This window comes from Pseudomonas fragi, assembly GCF_002269505.1.
Lineage (GTDB): Bacteria > Pseudomonadota > Gammaproteobacteria > Pseudomonadales > Pseudomonadaceae > Aquipseudomonas > Aquipseudomonas fragi_D.
In genome coordinates this window covers 1-18,948 of sequence record NZ_NQKQ01000026.1, presented here as the reverse complement: position 1 = coordinate 18,948, position 18,948 = coordinate 1, and the positions used below count along the sequence as shown (strand labels likewise).

The 18,948-nt window shown below is 58.9% G+C and carries 21 protein-coding genes; 7 read left to right on the top strand and 14 right to left on the bottom strand.

What is annotated here, in order from left to right; all coding sequences use genetic code 11:
• Positions 1-7: 7 nt before the first annotated feature.
• Both ubiA and CJU81_RS19195 read right to left on the bottom strand, forming a co-directional pair.
• Positions 8-898 carry a 4-hydroxybenzoate octaprenyltransferase gene (ubiA, locus tag CJU81_RS19200; RefSeq protein ID WP_095037866.1) on the bottom strand — a complete coding sequence of 297 codons (891 nt, stop codon included), beginning with the start codon at positions 896-898 and terminating at the stop codon, positions 8-10.
• Positions 898-1,461: a chorismate--pyruvate lyase family protein gene (locus tag CJU81_RS19195; protein ID WP_095037865.1), complete on the bottom strand. Its 564-nt coding sequence runs from the start codon at positions 1,459-1,461 to the stop codon at positions 898-900. Before CJU81_RS19195 ends, ubiA begins: the two co-directional genes overlap by 1 nt.
• Positions 1,462-1,664: 203 nt before the next feature.
• Here CJU81_RS19195 and CJU81_RS19190 point away from each other — a divergent pair, with 203 nt between their 5' ends.
• From CJU81_RS19190 to CJU81_RS19175, 4 genes are all read left to right on the top strand, one after another.
• Entirely contained in the window at positions 1,665-1,832 is a 168-nt protein-coding gene (locus tag CJU81_RS19190; protein ID WP_003437744.1) for a rubredoxin, read from the top strand.
• 41 nt (positions 1,833-1,873) lie between these two features.
• Positions 1,874-3,022 (top strand): NAD(P)/FAD-dependent oxidoreductase, encoded by a 1,149-nt coding sequence (locus CJU81_RS19185; protein ID WP_095037864.1) that lies wholly within the window; start codon positions 1,874-1,876, stop codon positions 3,020-3,022.
• A 189-nt stretch (positions 3,023-3,211) separates the two neighbouring features.
• Entirely contained in the window at positions 3,212-3,487 is a 276-nt protein-coding gene (locus CJU81_RS19180) for an HU family DNA-binding protein (protein ID WP_016782719.1), read from the top strand.
• A gap of 189 nt (positions 3,488-3,676) precedes the next feature.
• Complete coding sequence (locus tag CJU81_RS19175; RefSeq protein WP_095027654.1) at positions 3,677-4,057, top strand: helicase; 381 nt, start codon at positions 3,677-3,679, stop codon at positions 4,055-4,057.
• A gap of 134 nt (positions 4,058-4,191) precedes the next feature.
• On the opposite strand, the gene CJU81_RS19170 is transcribed toward CJU81_RS19175, so the two are convergent.
• The 6 genes from CJU81_RS19170 to exbB all read right to left on the bottom strand — a co-directional run bounded on the left by CJU81_RS19170 (position 4,192) and on the right by exbB (position 10,988).
• Positions 4,192-5,586 carry an aminoacyl-tRNA deacylase and HDOD domain-containing protein gene (locus CJU81_RS19170; RefSeq protein WP_176464880.1) on the bottom strand — a complete coding sequence of 465 codons (1,395 nt, stop codon included), beginning with the start codon at positions 5,584-5,586 and terminating at the stop codon, positions 4,192-4,194.
• Between the two features lie 79 nt (positions 5,587-5,665).
• Positions 5,666-7,741: an ATP-dependent DNA helicase RecG gene (gene recG, locus CJU81_RS19165; protein ID WP_095037862.1), complete on the bottom strand. Its 2,076-nt coding sequence runs from the start codon at positions 7,739-7,741 to the stop codon at positions 5,666-5,668.
• 8 nt (positions 7,742-7,749) lie between these two features.
• Positions 7,750-8,670 carry a hydrogen peroxide-inducible genes activator gene (locus CJU81_RS19160; protein WP_095037861.1) on the bottom strand — a complete coding sequence of 307 codons (921 nt, stop codon included), beginning with the start codon at positions 8,668-8,670 and terminating at the stop codon, positions 7,750-7,752.
• Positions 8,671-8,832: 162 nt separating this feature from the next.
• A complete protein-coding gene (locus CJU81_RS19155; protein ID WP_094999712.1) occupies positions 8,833-9,579 on the bottom strand; it encodes a TonB family protein in 747 nt (248 codons plus the stop codon).
• A complete protein-coding gene (gene exbD, locus CJU81_RS19150) occupies positions 9,576-10,001 on the bottom strand; it encodes a TonB system transport protein ExbD (protein WP_095037860.1) in 426 nt (141 codons plus the stop codon). The genes CJU81_RS19155 and exbD overlap by 4 nt, the downstream gene beginning before the upstream one ends.
• 6 nt (positions 10,002-10,007) lie before the next feature.
• The gene (exbB, locus tag CJU81_RS19145) at positions 10,008-10,988 is read right to left on the bottom strand and encodes a tonB-system energizer ExbB (protein ID WP_095027649.1); all 981 of its coding nucleotides are present in this window, start codon (positions 10,986-10,988) and stop codon (positions 10,008-10,010) included.
• A 188-nt stretch (positions 10,989-11,176) separates the two neighbouring features.
• On the opposite strand from exbB, the gene CJU81_RS19140 reads away from it, so the two are divergent.
• Positions 11,177-12,040: an SDR family oxidoreductase gene (locus CJU81_RS19140; protein WP_095037859.1), complete on the top strand. Its 864-nt coding sequence runs from the start codon at positions 11,177-11,179 to the stop codon at positions 12,038-12,040.
• Positions 12,041-12,199: 159 nt separating this feature from the next.
• Here the strand turns inward: CJU81_RS19140 and CJU81_RS19135 are convergent, their stop codons facing one another.
• From CJU81_RS19135 to CJU81_RS19110, 6 genes are all read right to left on the bottom strand, one after another.
• The gene (locus CJU81_RS19135; RefSeq protein WP_095037858.1) at positions 12,200-12,940 is read right to left on the bottom strand and encodes a hypothetical protein; all 741 of its coding nucleotides are present in this window, start codon (positions 12,938-12,940) and stop codon (positions 12,200-12,202) included.
• A 67-nt stretch (positions 12,941-13,007) separates the two neighbouring features.
• Complete coding sequence (locus tag CJU81_RS19130) at positions 13,008-13,388, bottom strand: RidA family protein (protein WP_095027646.1); 381 nt, start codon at positions 13,386-13,388, stop codon at positions 13,008-13,010.
• Positions 13,389-13,412: 24 nt separating this feature from the next.
• The gene (gene spoT / locus CJU81_RS19125; protein ID WP_016782708.1) at positions 13,413-15,518 is read right to left on the bottom strand and encodes a bifunctional GTP diphosphokinase/guanosine-3',5'-bis pyrophosphate 3'-pyrophosphohydrolase; all 2,106 of its coding nucleotides are present in this window, start codon (positions 15,516-15,518) and stop codon (positions 13,413-13,415) included.
• Between the two features lie 60 nt (positions 15,519-15,578).
• Positions 15,579-15,842 carry a DNA-directed RNA polymerase subunit omega gene (rpoZ, locus tag CJU81_RS19120; RefSeq protein WP_016782707.1) on the bottom strand — a complete coding sequence of 88 codons (264 nt, stop codon included), beginning with the start codon at positions 15,840-15,842 and terminating at the stop codon, positions 15,579-15,581.
• A gap of 168 nt (positions 15,843-16,010) precedes the next feature.
• Positions 16,011-16,631, bottom strand: coding sequence for a guanylate kinase (gmk, locus tag CJU81_RS19115; RefSeq protein ID WP_095027645.1), 621 nt, complete (start codon positions 16,629-16,631; stop codon positions 16,011-16,013).
• Positions 16,632-16,644: 13 nt separating this feature from the next.
• Positions 16,645-17,508, bottom strand: a complete 864-nt coding sequence (locus tag CJU81_RS19110) for a YicC/YloC family endoribonuclease (protein ID WP_095027644.1) — start codon at positions 17,506-17,508, stop codon at positions 16,645-16,647.
• A gap of 206 nt (positions 17,509-17,714) precedes the next feature.
• On the opposite strand from CJU81_RS19110, the gene rph reads away from it, so the two are divergent.
• Positions 17,715-18,437, top strand: coding sequence for a ribonuclease PH (rph, locus tag CJU81_RS19105; protein ID WP_095037857.1), 723 nt, complete (start codon positions 17,715-17,717; stop codon positions 18,435-18,437).
• Positions 18,438-18,472: 35 nt separating this feature from the next.
• The gene (locus CJU81_RS19100; RefSeq protein WP_095037856.1) at positions 18,473-18,841 is read left to right on the top strand and encodes a DUF4870 domain-containing protein; all 369 of its coding nucleotides are present in this window, start codon (positions 18,473-18,475) and stop codon (positions 18,839-18,841) included.
• Positions 18,842-18,948: the final 107 nt, after the last annotated feature.

Genomic DNA, 18,948 nt, shown 5'->3' with positions numbered 1-18,948 from the left:
CCACCGGTTAACGCAGTGCGTAATCCAGCACGATCCCCACAAAAATCGCCAACCCTGCCCAGTGGTTGTGCAGGAAGGCCTTGAAGCAGCGCTGCGGGTCACGGTCGCGGGTGTACCAGAACTCCCATACAAAGCACGCCGCCGCAGCCAGCAGGCCAAGGTGGAACCAGCCACCCAGCTCAAAGTGCGACCCTGCCAGCAGCAGACAACCCAGGGCCAGCCCCTGCAAGGTGAGGATTATCACGCGATCGGCATCGCCAAACAGGATGGCGGTGGATTTAACACCGATCTTGAGGTCATCTTCGCGGTCGGTCATGGCGTAGTAAGTGTCGTAGGCTACTGTCCACAGCAGGTTGGCGATGTACAGCAGCCAGGCTGCAGCAGGCAGGCTGCCGGTCTCGGCCGTAAAGGCCATCGGGATGCCCCACGAAAACGCTGCGCCCAGCACCACTTGCGGGTAGTAGGTATAGCGCTTCATAAACGGGTAGGTGGCCGCCAGGGCCAGCGCGCCAAATGAAAGCCAGATGGTCGGAGCATTGGTGCACAGCACCAGCAGGAAGCTGACCCCCATCAACAGCGCAAAGAACACCAAGGCCTCTTTACTGCTGATTTTTCCACTGGCCATAGGCCGTTGTTCTGTTCGTTTGACGTGACCATCCACCTTGCGGTCGGCAAAGTCGTTGATTACGCAGCCTGCAGCACGGGTCAGGATCACGCCGAAGACAAAAATCAGCAGGTTACCCAGGGAGGGTACGCCCTGGGCGGCCACCCACAGCGCCCACAAGGTCGGCCACAGCAGCAGGTAGATGCCGATGGGCTTGTCCATGCGGGTCAGCTGGATAAAGTCCCAGGCGCGGGGGTTAAAGCGGTTGAGTGATTTGAGCAGGCGCGTGTACATCAATTGTTCTCCGACCGGGCTCCGAGGGCGGCCCACAGTTTGGGTAAAAACACTTCGGCCACCAGCACGCTCAGTTTGCCACGCACAAAGCGCGAGCGGCGGGCCCACAAGTGATCGGCCTGATCTGCCTGCGGCAACCAGTTGGGCGGGTAGTGGCAGACCTGCAGGGCGCCGCGCTCAAAGGCCTGGTCGCTGAACAGCAACTCGCCCAGAGAGCGGGTACCCAGCTCATCCATGTTCAGGCCGCCTTCTTGCAGCGAGCTTTTAGCCGCCACACTGCGGGCAAATACCCAGGGCTGGCCATTCCCGCGCAAATACACTTCACGCACCCAGCCCTGAACACCCTGAGGCAGGTCAAGTGCAGCGCATTCATCCGGGCGCAGCACTTGCCAACCTTCATAAAGTGGAAGCACGCTGAAGGCATTATCTGAAATTGCAGTGAGACGCCGAGTCAGAGAACCCTCGTCAAACAGCCAGTCCAGGGTCTGTGCGTCAGGCAACGCAGGAAGTTGGCCTTGTTCAAGCCAGACAGGGTAAATAAGCGGAGAAGTTATGTGCGGCACGGTGGGTCATAATTGGCAGCCATTGAGGTCGGCGAGCTTATCACGCTGATCCTCGAATGAGCGGCCAAGGGACTTTTGCCAGTATTGGTGCTTGCATCTGCGGGTGGTCATCAGTACAAAACGCCCTGAATTTGATGAGCAACACGGCGCCTGTTGATAAGTCTGTGGTCTTGTCCAAGCCTGAACCTTTAGGAAATACCCCGATGAAAAAGTGGCAATGCATTGTATGTGGATTGATTTATAACGAAGCCGACGGTTGGCCGGATGACGGCATCGCCCCCGGTACCCTGTGGCAGGACGTACCTGAAGACTGGCTATGCCCGGATTGCGGCGTCGGCAAAATGGATTTCGAGATGATTGAAATCAACTGATCAACCCCCTTTAAAACCTGACTCACCTTCTGGAGATTGGAATGAACGCACCTGTCGTGATCGTTGGCACCGGGCTGGCCGGCTATAACCTGGCCCGCGAGTTTCGCAAGCTGGATAGCGAAACCCCGCTGCTGCTGATCACGTCCGATGACGGGCGCTCTTACTCAAAGCCGATGCTGTCCACCGGCTTTGGCAAGAACAAAGAGGCTGATGGCCTGAGCATGGCAACGCCTGAGGCGATGGCCGAGCAGCTCAAGGCCCAGGTGCGCACCCATACCCGCATCAGCGGTATCGACCCGGGCCACAAGCAATTGTGGATCGGTGAAGAGGCCGTGCCCTATCGCGACCTGGTCCTGGCATGGGGTGCGCAAACGGTGCAGGTGCCGGTGGAGGGCGATGCCCAGGATGCAATCTTCCCGATCAATGATCTCGAAGACTACGCGCGCTTTCGGGCTGCTGCGGCAGGCAAGCGCCGTGTATTGATCCTGGGTGCCGGCCTGATCGGTTGCGAATTCGCCAATGACCTGATCGCAGGTGGCTACGAGGTCGATGTGGTCGCGCCTTGCGAGCAAGTGATGCCAACCCTGCTGCATCCTGCCGCAGCAGCGGCGGTACAGGCTGGCCTTGAAAGCCTGGGTGCACGCTTTCATCTGGGGCCGGTGTTGACCCGCCTGCAACGCACTGAAAACGGTCTCGAAGCGCATTTGTCGGATGGCAGTGTCGTGCCGTGCGATGTGGTGCTGTCTGCCATCGGCTTGCGCCCGCGCATTGATATGGCCGCGGCTGCCGGGATCAAGGTCAATCGCGGGATTGAAGTCGATCGCCAGCTTAAAACCTCTCACGCCAATATCTACGCGCTGGGCGATTGCGCCGAAGTGGACGGTTTGAACCTGCTGTACGTGATGCCGCTGATGAGCTGCGCCCGCGCACTGGCGCAAACCCTGGCAGGCAACACGACAGCCGTCAGCTACGGGGCCATGCCCATTACGGTGAAAACCTCGGTTTGCCCGCTGGTGGTGTCACCTGTGCCGCGCGGCTGCGAGGGCGTGTGGACCGTGGAAGGCCAGGGCGCCGATATCAAGGCGCTATGCCGTGACGCTGACGGCAAATTGCTCGGTTACGCCCTGACCGGTGAAGCCGTTCGCGAAAAACTCGCACTGAATAAAGAGCTGCCTGCACTTTTGGCGTAAACGCAGCTGATTCTGTCGTATATGGCATTGTCTTGACTCAACAAAGCCTTTGCAGAGGCTGGCGCCGACCTTGGACGCGTGCCATTCTCACACTGGTCTGCCGCAGTTTAGAGCCTGCGGCGCCTTGGGCGCTGTTCCGTAGAGAGCAGCACGGACATAACAACAAAAAACCGTCAATGAGGCTTCATCATGCGTAAACCCGATCTCGCCGCAGCTATCGCTGAAAAGGCTGACCTAACCAAAGAACAAGCCAACCGCGTTCTCAATGCAGTGCTGGAAGAAATCACCCAGGCCCTGCATCGCAAGGACAGCGTCACGCTGGTCGGCTTTGGCACCTTTATCCAGCGCCACCGCGGTGCCCGTACGGGGCAAAACCCGCAAACCGGCCAGCCGGTCACCATCAAGGCCAGCAACACGGTAGCGTTCAAGCCGGGCAAATTCCTCAAGGACAGCGTGAATCCTTAAGGCGTTGGCTGCGTGAAGAATGGGCGAACTGGTCTTGCCAGCAGCCCATTCTTGCTAAAACGCGAGCCGATTGTGCGGCCATAAGTGGCAAAATAAAGCCCATCTACGCCTATCTATTCAGATATATGGCGTTCTTCGCTCAAATCGTTACACTGCGCCGGCCATTTTTAATTCCCCGAGGCCGCGTACATGAAATTTCGTTTTCTGCTCTGGATGCTGGGCTTTTTGATGGGTAAAGCCAGCCGCAACAATCCTGCTTTCCAGCAACAATTGGTAGACAAGGATCTGGTGTTCCAGCTGCAAACCCTCGACGGCAAAGTGGCCCGTCATTTCAAGGTCAAAGATCAGCGCATCACCAGCCATGCCGGCCTGTACCCAGAGCCTGCGTTTGCTATCGCCTTTAAAGATGCCGCCTACGGCTTCGCCACGCTGCAAGCAAAAAACAAGCAACTGGCGTTTATGACCGGGATTCAGGACAAATCGATTCAGATCAAAGGAAATCCGGCGTTGGTGATCTGGTTTCAAGGCCTGACCAAGTACCTCAAGCCGCGTAAAAAAGCCAAGGTTTAAGATCAAGAGCCCCTCACCCCAACCCTCTCCCGGAGGGAGAGGGAGCTGATTGTCGGTGTTCTTGAAATCGCGCGCGGTCAGTCCCCTCTCCCTCTGGGAGAGGGCTAGGGTGAGGGGCTTGTGCTTTTAGCTCTTCAAGCCTGACCGAACTGCGCCGCCATCTCACGCAGCAATACCTCAGCCTCCAGCACTTTACCCACCACTGCCTCAGCCCTTTCTCGCGGCACGCCAAGACGCTCGAACAACGCATCCGGCAACGGCGCACAGGCTCCGTGCCCGATTCCGCGACTGCGCAGCAAGCTCAGTGCTACGCACACCAGGTTCGGATACTGGGCATCCACACCCACGTAGGCCGGGTCGTGTTGATGACGCACGGCAATCGCCAGCTCGTCCGGCATCCCCCAAAAGCGCATCAGCCAGGCGCCCATCTGTTCACGGCTGATGCCCAGCAAGTGCTGTTCGATCAAGCTGTGACTGACATGGGGGTTAACCTCAAGATGCCGGCAGATCAGCGAAAAATGCGGTGGAAACACATGGGCCAGCAGCAAGTAACCAAAGTTGTGCAACAGCCCGGCCAGATAGGTCATGCCAACCTCAGGGCGTTGCTCCCGTGGCATGGCCCGGGTCAGCCCTTCAATGACTGCTGCGGTATAGATCGACTGCTGCCAGTAGGGGGTACTCGATTGCGGATGATCCTTGGGCAGGCTCAGGCTTTTGCCCAGGGACAGGCTGAGCGCCAGGTTGATCACCAGGTCGACTCCCAGCACTCGTACGATTGCGTCTTCAACGGAGCGAATTTTGCTGGGGGAGGCATAGAAGGATGATGACGCCCAGCTCATGACCTGCGCCGCCAGCGCCGGGTCGGTTTCGACAACGCTGGTGATCTCATCGATGGTGACATCAGGGTCGGAGCGCAACCGCATGATCCGGCGCACGCTCTCGGACAACGGCGGCAGCTCAATGGTGGCTTCCAGGCGCTGCTGGATACGCCGCGCGGTAAAGGCCTGGACCGCCCGGGTGATGGCCTCACCGTCGTCCCCGCCATGATCCGGCTGGATCCCACTCAGGGGCTCGCCAAACCGCCCGGCGCTGGCATTTTTGAGCAGGCGCTTGAAATCATCCTGCACAATTTCCAGCAATACACCCGGTTCACCAGTGCTGATCAATAGCGCGGGCTGCTGCAGCAATTGCTCTTCGTACAGGCACGGCGAGTTGATCAGCGCTGGCAGGCCCGGCAACGATTTCAGACCATGCCTGTCGAGCAGCAACTCCAGACGTTCTGGCGCAACCGCTGTCATGCGCCGCCCGGTCAAGTCGGCAAGGCGGTTCAAATCAAGTAAATGGCTCTGCGTAAACAACACCAGCAAAGTGCCGATCGAATCGTCGAGCAGTACAGCATGCACCTTGCGCGCTGGATCCAGTCCCGGGTGGTCAGGGACTTCGCGATAGGTGATGGCCATGTCATCGAGCAAACGCCCGATAACAGGCAGCGTGCTGGCAACGGCAGGGGCACTGGCTACTTCAGTCATGATCTGCATCCGTTCTGTACAACTCAAATTTGATAAGCAGACCCTAGATCGGCCGCCGGGCCATTTACTGAATAATCTTTTACACTTGCCCGTATTGCTGACCGTGACGCAACCAGCGGTCGAGCAAAGGGCTGACATGGCTCGGCCAGTGCTCAATCAACGCTTGAGCAGCCTCACGCACGGCAGGTAGCAGGTCGGCGTCGCGCATCAGGTCGGCAACCTTGAATTGCAGAAGACCGGTCTGGCGGGTACCGAGCATTTCGCCAGGGCCGCGCAGTTCCAGATCTTTTTCGGCGATCACAAAGCCATCGTTGGTCTCGCGCATAATGCCCAGACGCTGACGGCCGATTTGTGACAGCGGCGGGTGATACAGCAGTACGCAATGGCTGACGGCGCTGCCCCGGCCCACGCGCCCGCGTAACTGGTGAAGCTGGGACAGGCCCAGACGCTCGGGGTTTTCGATGATCATCAAGCTTGAGTTGGGCACATCGACGCCCACCTCGATCACGGTGGTTGCTACCAGCAATTGCAGCTCACCGGCCTTGAAACGTGCCATGACTTCAGCTTTTTCAGCGGCTTTCATTCGCCCGTGAATCAACCCGACGCGCAGTTCGCCCAAGGCGCTGGAGAGGTCTTCAAAGGTGGTTTCAGCCGCCTGACAGGTCATCTCCTCGGACTCTTCGATCAAGGTGCAGACCCAATAGGCCTGGCGCCCTTCGGCGCAGGCGGCGCGCACCCGCTCAATCACTTCGAGACGCCGCGTATCGACCACCAGCACCGTATTGACCGGAGTACGGCCTGGCGGCAGCTCATCGAGGATCGAGGTGTCGAGGTCGGCATAGGCGCTCATGGCCAGGGTGCGCGGGATCGGCGTGGCGGTCATGATCAACTGGTGCGGGCACATCACCCCGCCAACGCCCTTGTTGCGCAGAGCCAGACGTTGCTGCACGCCGAAGCGGTGCTGCTCGTCGATGATCACCAGTGCCAGGTTCTTGAACTGCACGTTGTCCTGGAACAGCGCATGGGTGCCGACAACCATCGGCACGCCGCTGGCAATTTGCTCAAGCGCGCTGACCCGTGCCTTGCCCTTGAGCTTGCCGGCCAGCCATGCGACATCAAGCCCCAAAGGCTCCAGCCAGCGCTTGAAGTTGATGAAGTGTTGTTCGGCGAGGATTTCCGTGGGGGCCATCAGGGCCACCTGGTAACCCGCCTCAAGCGCTTGCAACGCTGCCATGGCCGCGACCACGGTCTTGCCGGAACCCACGTCGCCCTGTATCAGGCGCAGCATGGGTTCGGGCTGACAGAGGTCGTAGGCAATTTCGTTACCAACGCGGCTCTGCGCGCCCGTCGGCGGGAAACCCAGATTGGCGAGAAACTGCACTGGCAGCTTTTTCGCCTTGGGCAACGCCGGGGCTTGCTGTGAGCGCAAACTCTCGCGCAGGCGCTGCTGCGACAACTGGTGTGTCAGCAGCTCTTCAAAGGCCAGCCGGTGCTGTGCCCAGTGATGGCCCAGAGCGAGCTCTTCAACATCGGCATCGGCGGGCGGCTGATGCAGGTAGCGAATGGCTTCATCCAGCGGGGCCAGTTGATAGTCCTTGGCCAGCTCCGGCGGCAGCCAGTCGGGCAGGCTGCGCGGGCCGAGCATGGCCAGGCTTTGCTGGCTGAGCTGACGCAAGCGCTGCTGGGTCAGGCCTTCAGTGGTGGGGTAGATGGGCGTCAGCGTGGTGTCGACGGGTGGCGGCTCGTCACCGGTGATGGCGCGGTACTCGGGGTGGTAGATCTCCAGTCCCGAGGCACCGGGCCGCGCTTCGCCATAACAGCGCACTTCGGTGCCGCGCTTGAGGCTTTCCTTTTGCGCATTACTGAAGTGGTAAAAGCGCAGGCTCAGGCCGCCGGTGCCATCGTTGATGCGCACCAACAGGCTGCGGCGCTTGCCCATGACCACGTCGGCACCGATAACCCGGCCTTCAACCACGGCATCCTGACCGGGGCGCAAGGCACCGATCGGGACGACGCGGGTGCGGTCCTGATAGCGCAACGGCAAATGGAACAGCACGTCCTGGACGTTTTCCAGTCCCACCTTGGCCAATTTTTCGGCCATGGCCTCGCCCACGCCCTTGAGCGCAGTGACCGACACTTTCGACAACTCGGTCATCGGCGTAATTACTTCTCAACAGGCGGCTTGGCCACCGAGCACAGGCGGATCGAGTCAGCGAGGATTTCAATCGCTTTAGGACGCGGGAAGCTGGCTCGCCAGGCGATGGCAACGGTGCGGAACGGTACCGGCGGGGTCAGCGGACGCACAGCCAGGATGCCCGGGGCATAGTGGTGACTGTCGACAGCCGATAACGGCAGGATCGAGATACCCAGGCCGGAAGCGACCATGTGGCGGATGGTTTCCAGCGAACTGGACTCAACCGTGGTGTGCATGGCGCCATCATTGCCTTTGGCCACAGTCGGGCAGGCTTCCAGCACCTGGTCGCGGAAGCAGTGGCCTTCGCCCAGTAACAGCAGGCTCTTGTCGTTGAGCAGGCTGGCGTCGATGGTTTCTTTCTTGGTCCACGGGTGCTCGCTGGGCATCAGCACGTAAAACGGCTCGTCATACAGCGGCATGGTCAGCACGTCTGCTTCCTGGAACGGCAGAGCGATGATGATCGCGTCCAGCTCGCCATTGCGCAGTTTGTCGCGCAGCACGTGAGTGAAGTTTTCTTCGATATACAACGGCATCTGCGGGGCAACCCGGTGCAGTTGCGGGATCAGGTGCGGGAACAGGTACGGACCTACGGTGTAGATCGCGCCCACTTTGAGCGGGGCCGTCAGCTGGTTTTTGCCGGCCTGGGCCAGTTCACGAATGCCCTGGGCCTGCTCAAGCACTTTTTGCGCCTGAGCCACGATGGCTTCACCCACCGGAGTGACACGCACCGCGCTTTTGCTGCGCTCAAAAATCAGCACACCGAGTTCGTCTTCCAGTTTTTTCACACCCACCGACAGGGTCGGCTGGCTGACGTGGCAACGCTCAGCGGCATGGCCGAAGTGCTGCTCTTGGGCGAGGGTAACGATGTAGCGTAATTCTGTAAGCGTCATAGCGGGCGTCCCTGTGGTTGCGGGCCAAGCATAGCGGCTGCAATCGATAGACGCACGTTATCAGACATTGCCCTCAGAGCTACAGTAGCCAATCAAGGTATGACTGGTTTTTTATCCATACCGCAGATGCACAAAGGGCACCCTGAGGTGCCCTTTGTGGTGTTAGCGTCGACGCTTATCGATGGAATAAACGAAGGGTGCCACGATCTCGATACTGCCATTGGTCAGCATCTCAGGCGGCGGCTTGGGCAAGGGTTGTGCCCGGCGAATCATTTCCAGGGTGGCCCGGTCCAGATCAGCGTTGCCAGAGCGCCCTACCAGCTCGTAGGACAGCACCTTGCCTTCAGCGTCCACCACGAAGCGCAGACGGTTCAGACCTTCCTTGCCACGGGATTGCGCAGCAGGCGGGTACTTTTTGTACTTGCCCAGGTGACTGAGCAGCGTACCTTCCCAACTGGCTTTGGCGGCCAGTTGTTGCGCCGACGGCCCGGGAGCCGGTGCAGCAGATTTCTCGCTGGTGTTCTTGGTCGGCGTCGCGTCGCTTGGTTTCTCTTCTGAAGGCTTCTCTTTGACCGGGTCCGGTTTTTCCACAGGCTTGGGCGGTTGAGGCTTTTGCTTGGGCTTGACCGGTTTTGGTACAGAAATCTTCGGCTTGGGCGCTTCGGCCAGCTTGGGTATCGGCAACTCTTCCACCGGCGCCGGGGGTTGTGGTGGTGTCACCACTTTGGGCGGTGCTGGCGGTGGCGGTGCTGGCAACGGCGCCAGATCAACCATCATCGCTTGCGGCGGAAGTTCGATTGCTCGCGGGTTGGACCATTGCAGGGCAAGAATCACTGCCACTGCATGGATAGCCAGCACCGCGGCCAGGCTGATTGCGTAACGCGTCATCTTTTGGCGCGCTATGGTCATTTCTTGGCTGCCGTCTCAAGTCCGACCAGACCTACCTTCAAGTAACCGGCTGCGCGCAATGCATCCATCACGCTCATCAAGTCACCGTAGTCCACGCCCTTGTCGGCCTGGAAGAAGATCGTCGTGTCTTTGTTGTTGTGAGTCCTGGCATCCAGGGTCGGGCCCAGGGCTTCAACCGTGACCGGCTCTTCGCCCAGGTACAGGCGCTGGTCAGCCTTGACGCTGAGGAACACCGGTTTCTCAGGGCGAGGCATCGGTTTGGCGCTGGACGCAGGCAGGTCAACCTTGATATCCACGGTGGCCAGCGGTGCTGCCACCATAAAGATGATCAGCAGTACCAGCATTACGTCAATAAAGGGGGTGACGTTGATTTCATGGTTCTCGGCGAGATCGTCATCGCCTTCTTTTAAATGCAGGCCCATGGCCGATTACCCCACTTTCACCATGTGCGGTTGCGAGCTGCGCTCGGGCGGCAGGTGATCGAGGTCACGGCTAACCAACAGCAACACTTCAGCAGAGGCATCCGCCACTTGGGCTTTATAGCCGGTGATGGAGCGTGCAAAAACGTTGTAAATCACTACCGCAGGGATCGCTGCAACCAGACCCAGTGCCGTGGCCAGCAGGGCTTCGGCAATACCCGGTGCAACAACGGCGAGGTTGGTGGTCTGGGTTTTGGCGATACCGATGAAGCTGTTCATGATGCCCCATACGGTACCGAACAGACCGACGAACGGTGCAGTGGAACCGATGGTGGCAAGTACGCCAGTGCCGCTGCTCATGTTGCGACCGCAGGCTGCAACCAGACGCTCAAGACGGAAGCTCACACGTTCCTTGATGCCTTCTTTCTCACGGCTGTTGGCCGACAGACGCATCTCTTCAAGAGCGTCCTGTACCAGCAAGTGGGCCAGCGTGCCTTCTTTGGCCGCAGTTTCGCTGGCTTCTTTAAGGGTACGGGCTTTTTTCAGGTTGGCGATTTCAACGCGCAGACGACGCTTGGCGCCCAGCACTTCAAAGCCTTTGGCAATCCAGATGGTCCAGGTGATGATCGAAGCGATAGCCAGACCGATCATCACGATTTTGACGATGATGTCCGCGTTTTTGTACATGCCCCAAGGCGACAGGTCATGGGCCATGCCCAGGCTGTTATCTTCTTCGGCGACAATTTGCGGTGCGTCATCGGCTGGCGCAGCAGCGCCTTCAACCAGTGTAGGATCAGTCGCACCCGGTGCAGCAACAGGTGCCGGGGCAGCTGCTTCGGTAGCCGCGTGCACGGCCGGGGTAGCAGGCTCGTCGGCAAATGCCGCGACTGGTGCCAACATCAAGCTGAACATCAGCGCCGCAACCCCGCGCCAGAGGCGTGTGGGGCTCAAAGGCTGGGTTGGCGAAGCGGTGGAATGATTGCGTGTCATGCTAGCCGGACCTGAGAAAGTAATGAGGTAATGCCCTACAACGCGGTGTAAGACCAAGGGCAAAATGATGGGTTATTATTGCAAGTAATTCTTGTTAACAAAAGCAATAGCATCTGTTTTTTTCGAAAGTCACGACTTTGGTCGTGTCAATTCACGTCGTTTTGTAACTTTTCATTAGGATTTTTGCGATGTCCAAAGCCTCTGTATTGATCGTCGGATGCGGCGATGTCGGTGGTCGCCTGGCTACTCAACTGCTCGACGCGGACTGGCAGGTCTATGGCCTGCGCCGCTCCATCGACCGTTTACCCGCAGGTGTTATCGGTGTGGCGGGCGATTTGTTCAGCGGGCAATGCCCGACGCAATGGCCAACTGGTCAAATCGACTATGTGGTGTACAGCGCGGCGGCGACCGAACATGACGAAGCGGGTTATCAGGCGGCGTATGTAGACGGACTGAAAAACACCCTGAGCTGGCTGGAGCAACACGGCCAGCGACCCAAGCGCCTGCTGTTTGTATCCAGCAGTGGCGTTTACGCCCAGAAGGACGGGGAGTGGGTTGACGAAACATCACCCGCCCTGAGCACCAATTACTCGGGCCGTATCATCCTGGATGCCGAGCGGGTGGCGCTGGATAGTGGCATCGCTGCCAGCGTGGTACGCCTGACCGGGATCTACGGGCCGGGTCGTGAGTGGCTGCTGGGGCAAGTGCGCAAAGGCTATCGCGTGGCGGTTGAGCCACCGCTGTATGGCAACCGTATCCATGCCGATGATGCCGCAGGGCTGCTGGCCTTTCTGCTGGAGGCTGATCGCCAGGGCAAGGCGCTGGATGATTGCTATATAGGCGTGGATAACGCACCGGCGCCACTGGCAGAGGTTGTGGACTGGTTGCGCGAGCGCCTGGGTATTACCGAATGGGCCGCTGAAGCAAGCGTTCGCCGGGCAGGCAGCAAGCGCTGCAGCAACGCACGCGCCAAGGCGCTGGGCTGGGAGCCACGCTATTCAAGTTATCGCGAGGGGTATGCAGCGATTTTGGGGGAAAGCAAACATCCGTAGCCGCTGACGAGGAACGAAGGCTGCGATCGGGCGCGCAGCGGCCGTAAAATCAGATAGCTGAGTGAGTCAGGTATATCGAGTACTCAGGGTTTGCGGCCGCTGCGCGCCCGATCGCAGCCTCGCTGCGCTCTTCAGCGGCTACAAATTCAGCACAAAGGCTTAGAGTTTCTCTAGCGACCATTCAAGCTTGCCCGGGTAGAACTGGGGCATGTCGTCTGGTGCCGAGGCGTCCAGGGCCTGGAAAATTTCCAGCTTGCGGCCATCGCGAACAAAAATATGCGCCGCACCCGTTTCACCTTGCTGCAGCCAGAGGCTGTCGTACTCGCCGCTCATTGACGCGCAATCGCCCGCCAGGCACAGCACATAATTTTGGGTATTGGGCAGCCCTGTCACCTGGCCGTCTGCCGAAAACGCCACTTGATTGCCCTTGCCTGCGCCGCTGAGCACGCGCCACTGGCCACCCAGGTAGGCAGCGTTGAGCGCGGTTTCAAAGCTCGTGCCTAATGGCGCATCGCTTGCAACCTTGACCTGCGAGCGCACAAAAGGCTGGCGCGGCTCTGCATCCGTCTCGGCCTGGATCAGCGTTTCGCCCTCCAGGCTCAAGTCGGTGGAACTGCTGCCATAAAAGCTGACCTGCCATGCGCCGCCATCAGCAGGTAGCAGCTTGCCTTCAACTGACTCAAAGCCGTTGGTGTAGTGCGCGGTGGCGTTTTTGACGTCGATGTCCCATTCCAGGTTCGGCCCATAAGCCAGCAGGGCTTCGCGCAGGTTGCCGCCATTGGCAGCTGCGTCGATTGCGGCCTGGTTGATCCAGACACCACTGATGTCGCGACGGGCGGGTTCGCTGGCACAACCAACCAAAACAATGGAGAGCAGTGACAACACTAGCGCTTTGCGCATGGTGGAATCCTTTTGAAACCGGGAAGAGCGGGGGTTGGCGCAGCATGAAGACGCTGCGCCGAGGGTGTTACTCAATAACCAGGATAGCGTCCATCTCTACCTGCGAACCCTTTGGCAGGGCAGCAACGCCGATGGCGGCGCGGGCCGGGTAGGGCTGCTGGAAGTATTGACCCATGATTTCGTTGACCTTGGCGAAGTGGCTCAGGTCAGTCAGGAAAATGTTCAGCTTGACGATGTCCTTGAACGAACCGCCTGCGGCTTCAGCTACCGACTTCAGGTTTTCAAATACCTGGATGGTCTGGGCTTCAAAGCCTTCAACCAGTTCCATGGTTTTTGGGTCCAGCGGGATTTGACCGGACATGTAGACAGTATTGCCAGCTTTGATCGCCTGAGAATAAGTACCGATTGCAGCAGGTGCCTTGTCGCTGGTGATAACAGTCTTGGACATGGGTGACTCCTTGTAATTAGATGGCTACGCACGCATGCGAGTGATGCGTATGACCCCGGTAAGGGCGCGCAGTTTTTTGATCACGCGAGCCAGGTGCACGCGGTCGTGCACGCTGACCACCAGTTGGACCACGCTGATGCGACCATCGCGTTCGTCCATGCTGATCTTTTCGATGTTGCCGTCGGCCGCGTTGACACTGCTGGCCAGCAACGCGATCAGGCCGCGCTGGTGTTCCAGTTCGACGCGCAATTCAACGTTGAACTCGCCGGTAACGTCCTTGGCCCACGACAGCTGAATGCACTTTTCGGGGTTGTGGCGGATTTCACTGATATTGCGGCAATTGTCCAGGTGCACGACCATGCCTTTGCCAGCGGACAAATGGCCAACGATCGGGTCGCCCGGGATCGGCGTACAGCATTTGGCGTAGCTGAGCACCAAACCTTCGGTACCACGAATCGCCAGTGGGCCTTCCGGGCTCGGCAATGCTTCGCCTTCGCCCAGCAGGCGTCGGGCCACCACGTAGGCCATGCGGTTGCCCAGGCCGATATCTTCGAGCAGGTCTTCGATTTGCTCCAGGCGGTATTCCTGGAGCATGGCCTGGACGCGCTCGGCCGGAATCTTGTCCAGCGCGCTGTTGAAGCCGTTGAGCACCTTGTTCAGCAGGCGTTCGCCCAGGTTGACCGACTCGGAACGGCGCTGCAGCTTGAGAGCATGGCGAATGTGCGTACGCGCCTTGCCGGTAACCACAAAGTTGAGCCAGGCCGGGTTGGGGCGGGCACCGGGGGCGCTGACGATCTCCACCGTGGAGCCGCTTTGCAGCGGCTCGGACAACGGCGCAAGACGACGGTTGATACGGCAAGCAATGCAGCTGTTGCCAACGTCGGTGTGTACCGCGTAGGCGAAATCCACTGCCGTGGAGCCTTTTGGCAGCTCCATGATGCGGCCCTTGGGCGTGAACACGTAGACCTCGTCCGGGAACAGGTCGATCTTCACGCTTTCGATAAATTCGAGGGAGTTGCCTGCGCGTTGCTGCATTTCCAGCACGCCTTTGACCCATTGCCGCGCGCGGGCATGGGTGCCCGTGTGCTGCTCGTCGCCACTGGATTTGTACAGCCAGTGGGCGGCGATGCCATTGTTGGCCATTTCTTCCATTTCACGGGTACGGATCTGTATTTCGATCGGTACGCCATGCATGCCAAACAGCGTCGTATGCAACGACTGATAGCCGTTGGCCTTGGGAATGGCGATGTAGTCCTTGAAGCGACCCGGGAGGGGCTTGTACAAATTATGCACAGCACCTAACACGCGGTAGCAGGTATCGACCTTGTCGACGATGATCCGGAACGCGTAGACGTCCATGATCTCGTTAAAGGCCCGACGCTTGCCGCGCATTTTCTTGTAGATGCCGTAGATATGCTTTTGACGACCGCTGACTTCGCCCTGAATGCCATCGATGGCCAGACAGTGGCTGAGCGATTCTTCAATCTTGTTGACGATTTCCTTGCGATTACCCCTGGCGCGCTTGACCGCCTGGTAAATGCGCGCAGAGCGCATCGGGTACATCGCTTTGAAACCGAGGTCTTCGAATTCGATACGAATGCTGTGCATACCCAGCCGATTGGCGATGGGCGCGTAGATTTCCAGGGTTTCCTTGGCAATCCGTCGGCGTTTTTCGCCGGACAGCACTTCGAGGGTGCGCATGTTGTGCAGACGGTCAGCCAGCTTCACCAGGATCACGCGGATATCGCGCGCCATGGCCATGGCCATCTTCTGGAAGTTTTCAGCCTGGGCTTCGGCCTTGGTTTCGAAGTTCATCTGCGTCAGCTTGCTGACGCCATCGACCAGATCGGCCACGGTTTCGCCGAACTGCGCTACCAGCGCTTCCTTGGCAATACCGGTGTCTTCAATCACGTCATGCAGCATGGCCGCCATCAGGCTCTGATGGTCCATATGCATGTCGGCAAGGATATTGGCCACTGCCAGCGGATGCGTGACATAAGGCTCGCCGCTACGTCGGCGTTGGCCGTCGTGGGCTTGTTCTGCGTAGAAGTACGCCCGGCGGACCAGATTGACCTGGTCCGGGCCGAGGTACGCCGACAAGCGATCGGCGAGGGCGTCTATGCTCGGCATGAGGAAACCTCCTGCCAAAACTTTTTACCCTTCGCCGTGCTACGTCGACCGGGCATAGGCTTAGTTCGCCTCGTTGGACTCGTCCTCGAACGCTGCGAACAGCGGTTCGTCTTCGACGATTTCAGCGTTGGCGATAAACTCGTAGCTCATCAGGCCTTCTGCGATTTCGCGCAGGGCAACAACGGTAGGCTTGTCGTTTTCCCACTGCACCAGAGGCTCTTTACCGCCGGTGGCCAGTTGACGGGCACGCTTGGTAGAGAGCATGACCAGCTCAAAGCGGTTATCCACGTGTTCTAGACAGTCTTCAACGGTTACGCGGGCCATGGTCTTCCTCGTAGCAAATGCAATATGCGCGCTGCCCGGATGGGCGAGCGGACTGAACAGTTTAAAAAATCACCAGCCATTAGGGAAGCGCTGATTTTTCGGCCACTGCTCAAAAAACCTCTGTAAGCACCAATGTAAAGCCCTTACAGGGGTTTTGGGAAGTGTTCATTAACCGAGCAGTTCGGCCAGTAATTTGCCAAAACGCTGTTGCTGGCGCTTTTGCTGCAGGCGATTGGCGCGGAAAATGGCCTTGAGGTCTTCAAGCGCCAGGGCAAAATCGTCGTTGATGATCAGGTAGTCATAGTCCACATAGTGGCTCATTTCACTCACGGCTTCGCGCATGCGCCCGTCAATGATTTCGTCACTGTCCTGGCCACGGTTGTCCAGACGCTGACGCAAGGCTTCCTGGCTTGGCGGCAGGATGAAGATCGAGCGCGCCTGCGGCATCAGTTTGCGCACTTGCTCGGCACCTTGCCAGTCGATTTCCAGAATCAGGTCGTGGCCTTCATCCAGGGTTTGCTGCAAGTGGCTTTGCGAGGTGCCATAAAGGTTGCCGAACACTTCGGCACGCTCCAGGAAGTCACCGTGCTCGATCATTTTCACGAACTCTTCGCGCTCGACAAAATGATAGTTCACGCCATTCACTTCACCCGGGCGCATGGCACGGGTGGTGTGCGAGACCGATACCCGGATCTGCGGCTCAACGTCGATCAATGCCTTGACCAGGCTGGTCTTGCCTGCGCCCGAAGGAGCAGAAACGATATAAAGGGTGCCAGTGCTGTGGGTCATGTCAGGGAGTACCTTACTCAATATTCTGTACTTGTTCACGCATCTGCTCGATCAACACTTTGAGGTTGACCGCCGCTTGGGTGCTGCGTGGATCGAATGCCTTGGAGCCCAGGGTATTGGCCTCGCGATTCAGTTCTTGCATCAGGAAGTCCAGACGTCGCCCGGCAGCACCCCCCGACTTGAGTACGCGACGTACTTCAAGAATATGGGTGCTCAGACGGTCCAGCTCTTCGGCCACGTCGCTCTTTTGCGCCAGCATGACCATTTCCTGCTCAAGGCGCTGCGGGTCCAGCTCGGCTTTCATGTCGGCAAAACGGTCGAGGACCTTTTGGCGCTGGGTGGCGAGCATTTGCGGCACCAGCTCGCGCAGGGTGTCGACATCGCTTTCAATGGCGGTCAGGCGATCGCTGATCAAACGGGCCAGTTCCGCGCCTTCGCGCTCACGGCCGCTTTTCAGTTCTTGCAGGCCTTGCTTGAACAGTGCCAGCGCCTGGCTGTTCAGGGCTTGCGGGTCGCTGGCATCGGCTACCAGAACACCTGGCCAGGCCAGCACTTCCAGCGGGTTGAGTGCGGCCGGCTGCTTGATCAGGCTGGCGATGGTCTCGGCGGCAGCCACCAGTTGTGCGGCGCGTTCGCGGTCAACCTGCAGCGGTTTGCCGGTGGTTTCTTCGGTGAAGCGCAGGGTGCATTCCAGCTTGCCCCGGGAAATCCCCTGGCGCAGGGCTTCACGCACGGCACCTTCGAGGTCACGGAATGATTCAGGCAGGCGCAGGTGCGGCTCCAGGTAGCGGCTGTTGACCGAACGCAGCTCCCAACTCAGGGTGCCCTGAGTGCCGGCGCTTTCGACGCGGGCAAAGGCGGTCATGCTATGCACCATGGACGGTACCTCGCGATTGGATGAGTTAAGCCTGACGGCAAGTTAGACGACAGATTGTAACGCAGTGCGGGCAACTGCCCCAAATAGCGTCGGTCGTAAATACGTTTCACCGTCGTTCCACGCCAGCGTCCACCGACGCGCCCTGCGCGGCCATGACCTTTCCTTTATAATGCTCGGCAGTTTTCCGTCCCGTACAGGTATCCCACATGAAACGTCCAAGTGGTCGCGTTGCCGATCAGCTCCGCCCGATCCGCATCACCCGCAACTACACCAAACACGCAGAGGGTTCTGTACTGGTCGAGTTCGGTGACACCAAAGTCATCTGCACCGTCAGCGTCGAGAACGGCGTGCCGCGCTTCCTCAAAGGCCAGGGTCAGGGTTGGTTGACTGCCGAATACGGCATGCTGCCACGCGCCACCGGCGACCGTAATCAGCGCGAAGCCAGCCGCGGCAAGCAAGGCGGGCGCACCCTGGAAATCCAGCGCCTGATCGGCCGCTCCCTGCGTGCTGCACTGGACATGTCCAAACTGGGTGATATCACCTTGTACGTCGACTGCGACGTGATCCAGGCTGACGGTGGTACTCGCACGGCATCGATCACCGGTGCAATGGTTGCTCTGGTTGACGCCCTGAAAATCATCAAGAAGCGTGGCGGCCTTAAAGGCGGCGACCCGATCAAACAAATGATCGCAGCGGTATCGGTCGGCATGTATCAAGGCGAACCGGTCCTTGACCTGGACTATCCTGAAGACTCGGCCGCCGAAACCGACCTGAACGTGGTCATGACCAGCAGCGGTGGTTTCATTGAAGTTCAAGGGACTGCCGAAGGCGCGCCGTTCCAACCTGAAGAGCTGAACGCCATGCTGGCATTGGCACAAAAAGGCATGAATGAGATTTTCGCTCTGCAGCAAGCTGCATTGGCGGACTGATAGCCCACGCCTTCAACCCCTACCTGGAGAATGCCATGAGCGAGCTGGACCTTTCAAAACCCGAACCGAGCCGCGACGCTCGTAAATGGGCCATGTTTTGTCACTTCTCGGCGTTTTTGGGGATGTGGTTCCCGTTTGGCAGCCTGATCGGGCCGCTGGTCGTGTGGCAACTCAAGCGTGACAGCGACCCTTTTATCGACGACCAAGGCAAGGAAGCCTTGAATTTTCAGATCACGGTGGCGATAGCGTCGGCCATTTGCTACGTGCTGATGTTCGTGCTGATTGGCTTTGCCTTGTTGGGGCTGGTGCTGATCGGTGCTGTCGTCCTGGTGGTGATTGCCGGGGTCAAGGCTAACGATGGGATTGTTTACCGCTATCCCTTCACGTGGCGGCCGATCAAGTAAGTTGCCCCATGCTGTTTGCAGAGTGTGCACTGTCTAGTCCTGAAATAGGTTTACACCAATTTCAGTCTCAAAACGCCCGATGCACCGCATCGGGCGTTTTGTATTTC

Excerpts from the sequence above, each read along its gene's own strand:
- ubiA (WP_095037866.1), bottom strand. The coding sequence starts at position 898 with ATGTACACGCGCCTGCTCAAATCACTCAACCGCTTTAACCCCCGCGCC.
- CJU81_RS19190 (WP_003437744.1), top strand. The coding sequence starts at position 1,665 with ATGAAAAAGTGGCAATGCATTGTATGTGGATTGATTTATAACGAAGCC.
- CJU81_RS19185 (WP_095037864.1), top strand. The coding sequence starts at position 1,874 with ATGAACGCACCTGTCGTGATCGTTGGCACCGGGCTGGCCGGCTATAAC.
- CJU81_RS19180 (WP_016782719.1), top strand. The coding sequence starts at position 3,212 with ATGCGTAAACCCGATCTCGCCGCAGCTATCGCTGAAAAGGCTGACCTA.
- CJU81_RS19175 (WP_095027654.1), top strand. The coding sequence starts at position 3,677 with ATGAAATTTCGTTTTCTGCTCTGGATGCTGGGCTTTTTGATGGGTAAA.
- CJU81_RS19170 (WP_176464880.1), bottom strand. The coding sequence starts at position 5,586 with ATGACTGAAGTAGCCAGTGCCCCTGCCGTTGCCAGCACGCTGCCTGTT.
- recG (WP_095037862.1), bottom strand. The coding sequence starts at position 7,741 with ATGACCGAGTTGTCGAAAGTGTCGGTCACTGCGCTCAAGGGCGTGGGC.
- CJU81_RS19160 (WP_095037861.1), bottom strand. The coding sequence starts at position 8,670 with ATGACGCTTACAGAATTACGCTACATCGTTACCCTCGCCCAAGAGCAG.
- CJU81_RS19155 (WP_094999712.1), bottom strand. The coding sequence starts at position 9,579 with ATGACCATAGCGCGCCAAAAGATGACGCGTTACGCAATCAGCCTGGCC.
- exbD (WP_095037860.1), bottom strand. The coding sequence starts at position 10,001 with ATGGGCCTGCATTTAAAAGAAGGCGATGACGATCTCGCCGAGAACCAT.
- exbB (WP_095027649.1), bottom strand. The coding sequence starts at position 10,988 with ATGACACGCAATCATTCCACCGCTTCGCCAACCCAGCCTTTGAGCCCC.
- CJU81_RS19140 (WP_095037859.1), top strand. The coding sequence starts at position 11,177 with ATGTCCAAAGCCTCTGTATTGATCGTCGGATGCGGCGATGTCGGTGGT.
- CJU81_RS19135 (WP_095037858.1), bottom strand. The coding sequence starts at position 12,940 with ATGCGCAAAGCGCTAGTGTTGTCACTGCTCTCCATTGTTTTGGTTGGT.
- CJU81_RS19130 (WP_095027646.1), bottom strand. The coding sequence starts at position 13,388 with ATGTCCAAGACTGTTATCACCAGCGACAAGGCACCTGCTGCAATCGGT.
- spoT (WP_016782708.1), bottom strand. The coding sequence starts at position 15,518 with ATGCCGAGCATAGACGCCCTCGCCGATCGCTTGTCGGCGTACCTCGGC.
- rpoZ (WP_016782707.1), bottom strand. The coding sequence starts at position 15,842 with ATGGCCCGCGTAACCGTTGAAGACTGTCTAGAACACGTGGATAACCGC.
- gmk (WP_095027645.1), bottom strand. The coding sequence starts at position 16,631 with ATGACCCACAGCACTGGCACCCTTTATATCGTTTCTGCTCCTTCGGGC.
- CJU81_RS19110 (WP_095027644.1), bottom strand. The coding sequence starts at position 17,508 with ATGGTGCATAGCATGACCGCCTTTGCCCGCGTCGAAAGCGCCGGCACT.
- rph (WP_095037857.1), top strand. The coding sequence starts at position 17,715 with ATGAAACGTCCAAGTGGTCGCGTTGCCGATCAGCTCCGCCCGATCCGC.
- CJU81_RS19100 (WP_095037856.1), top strand. The coding sequence starts at position 18,473 with ATGAGCGAGCTGGACCTTTCAAAACCCGAACCGAGCCGCGACGCTCGT.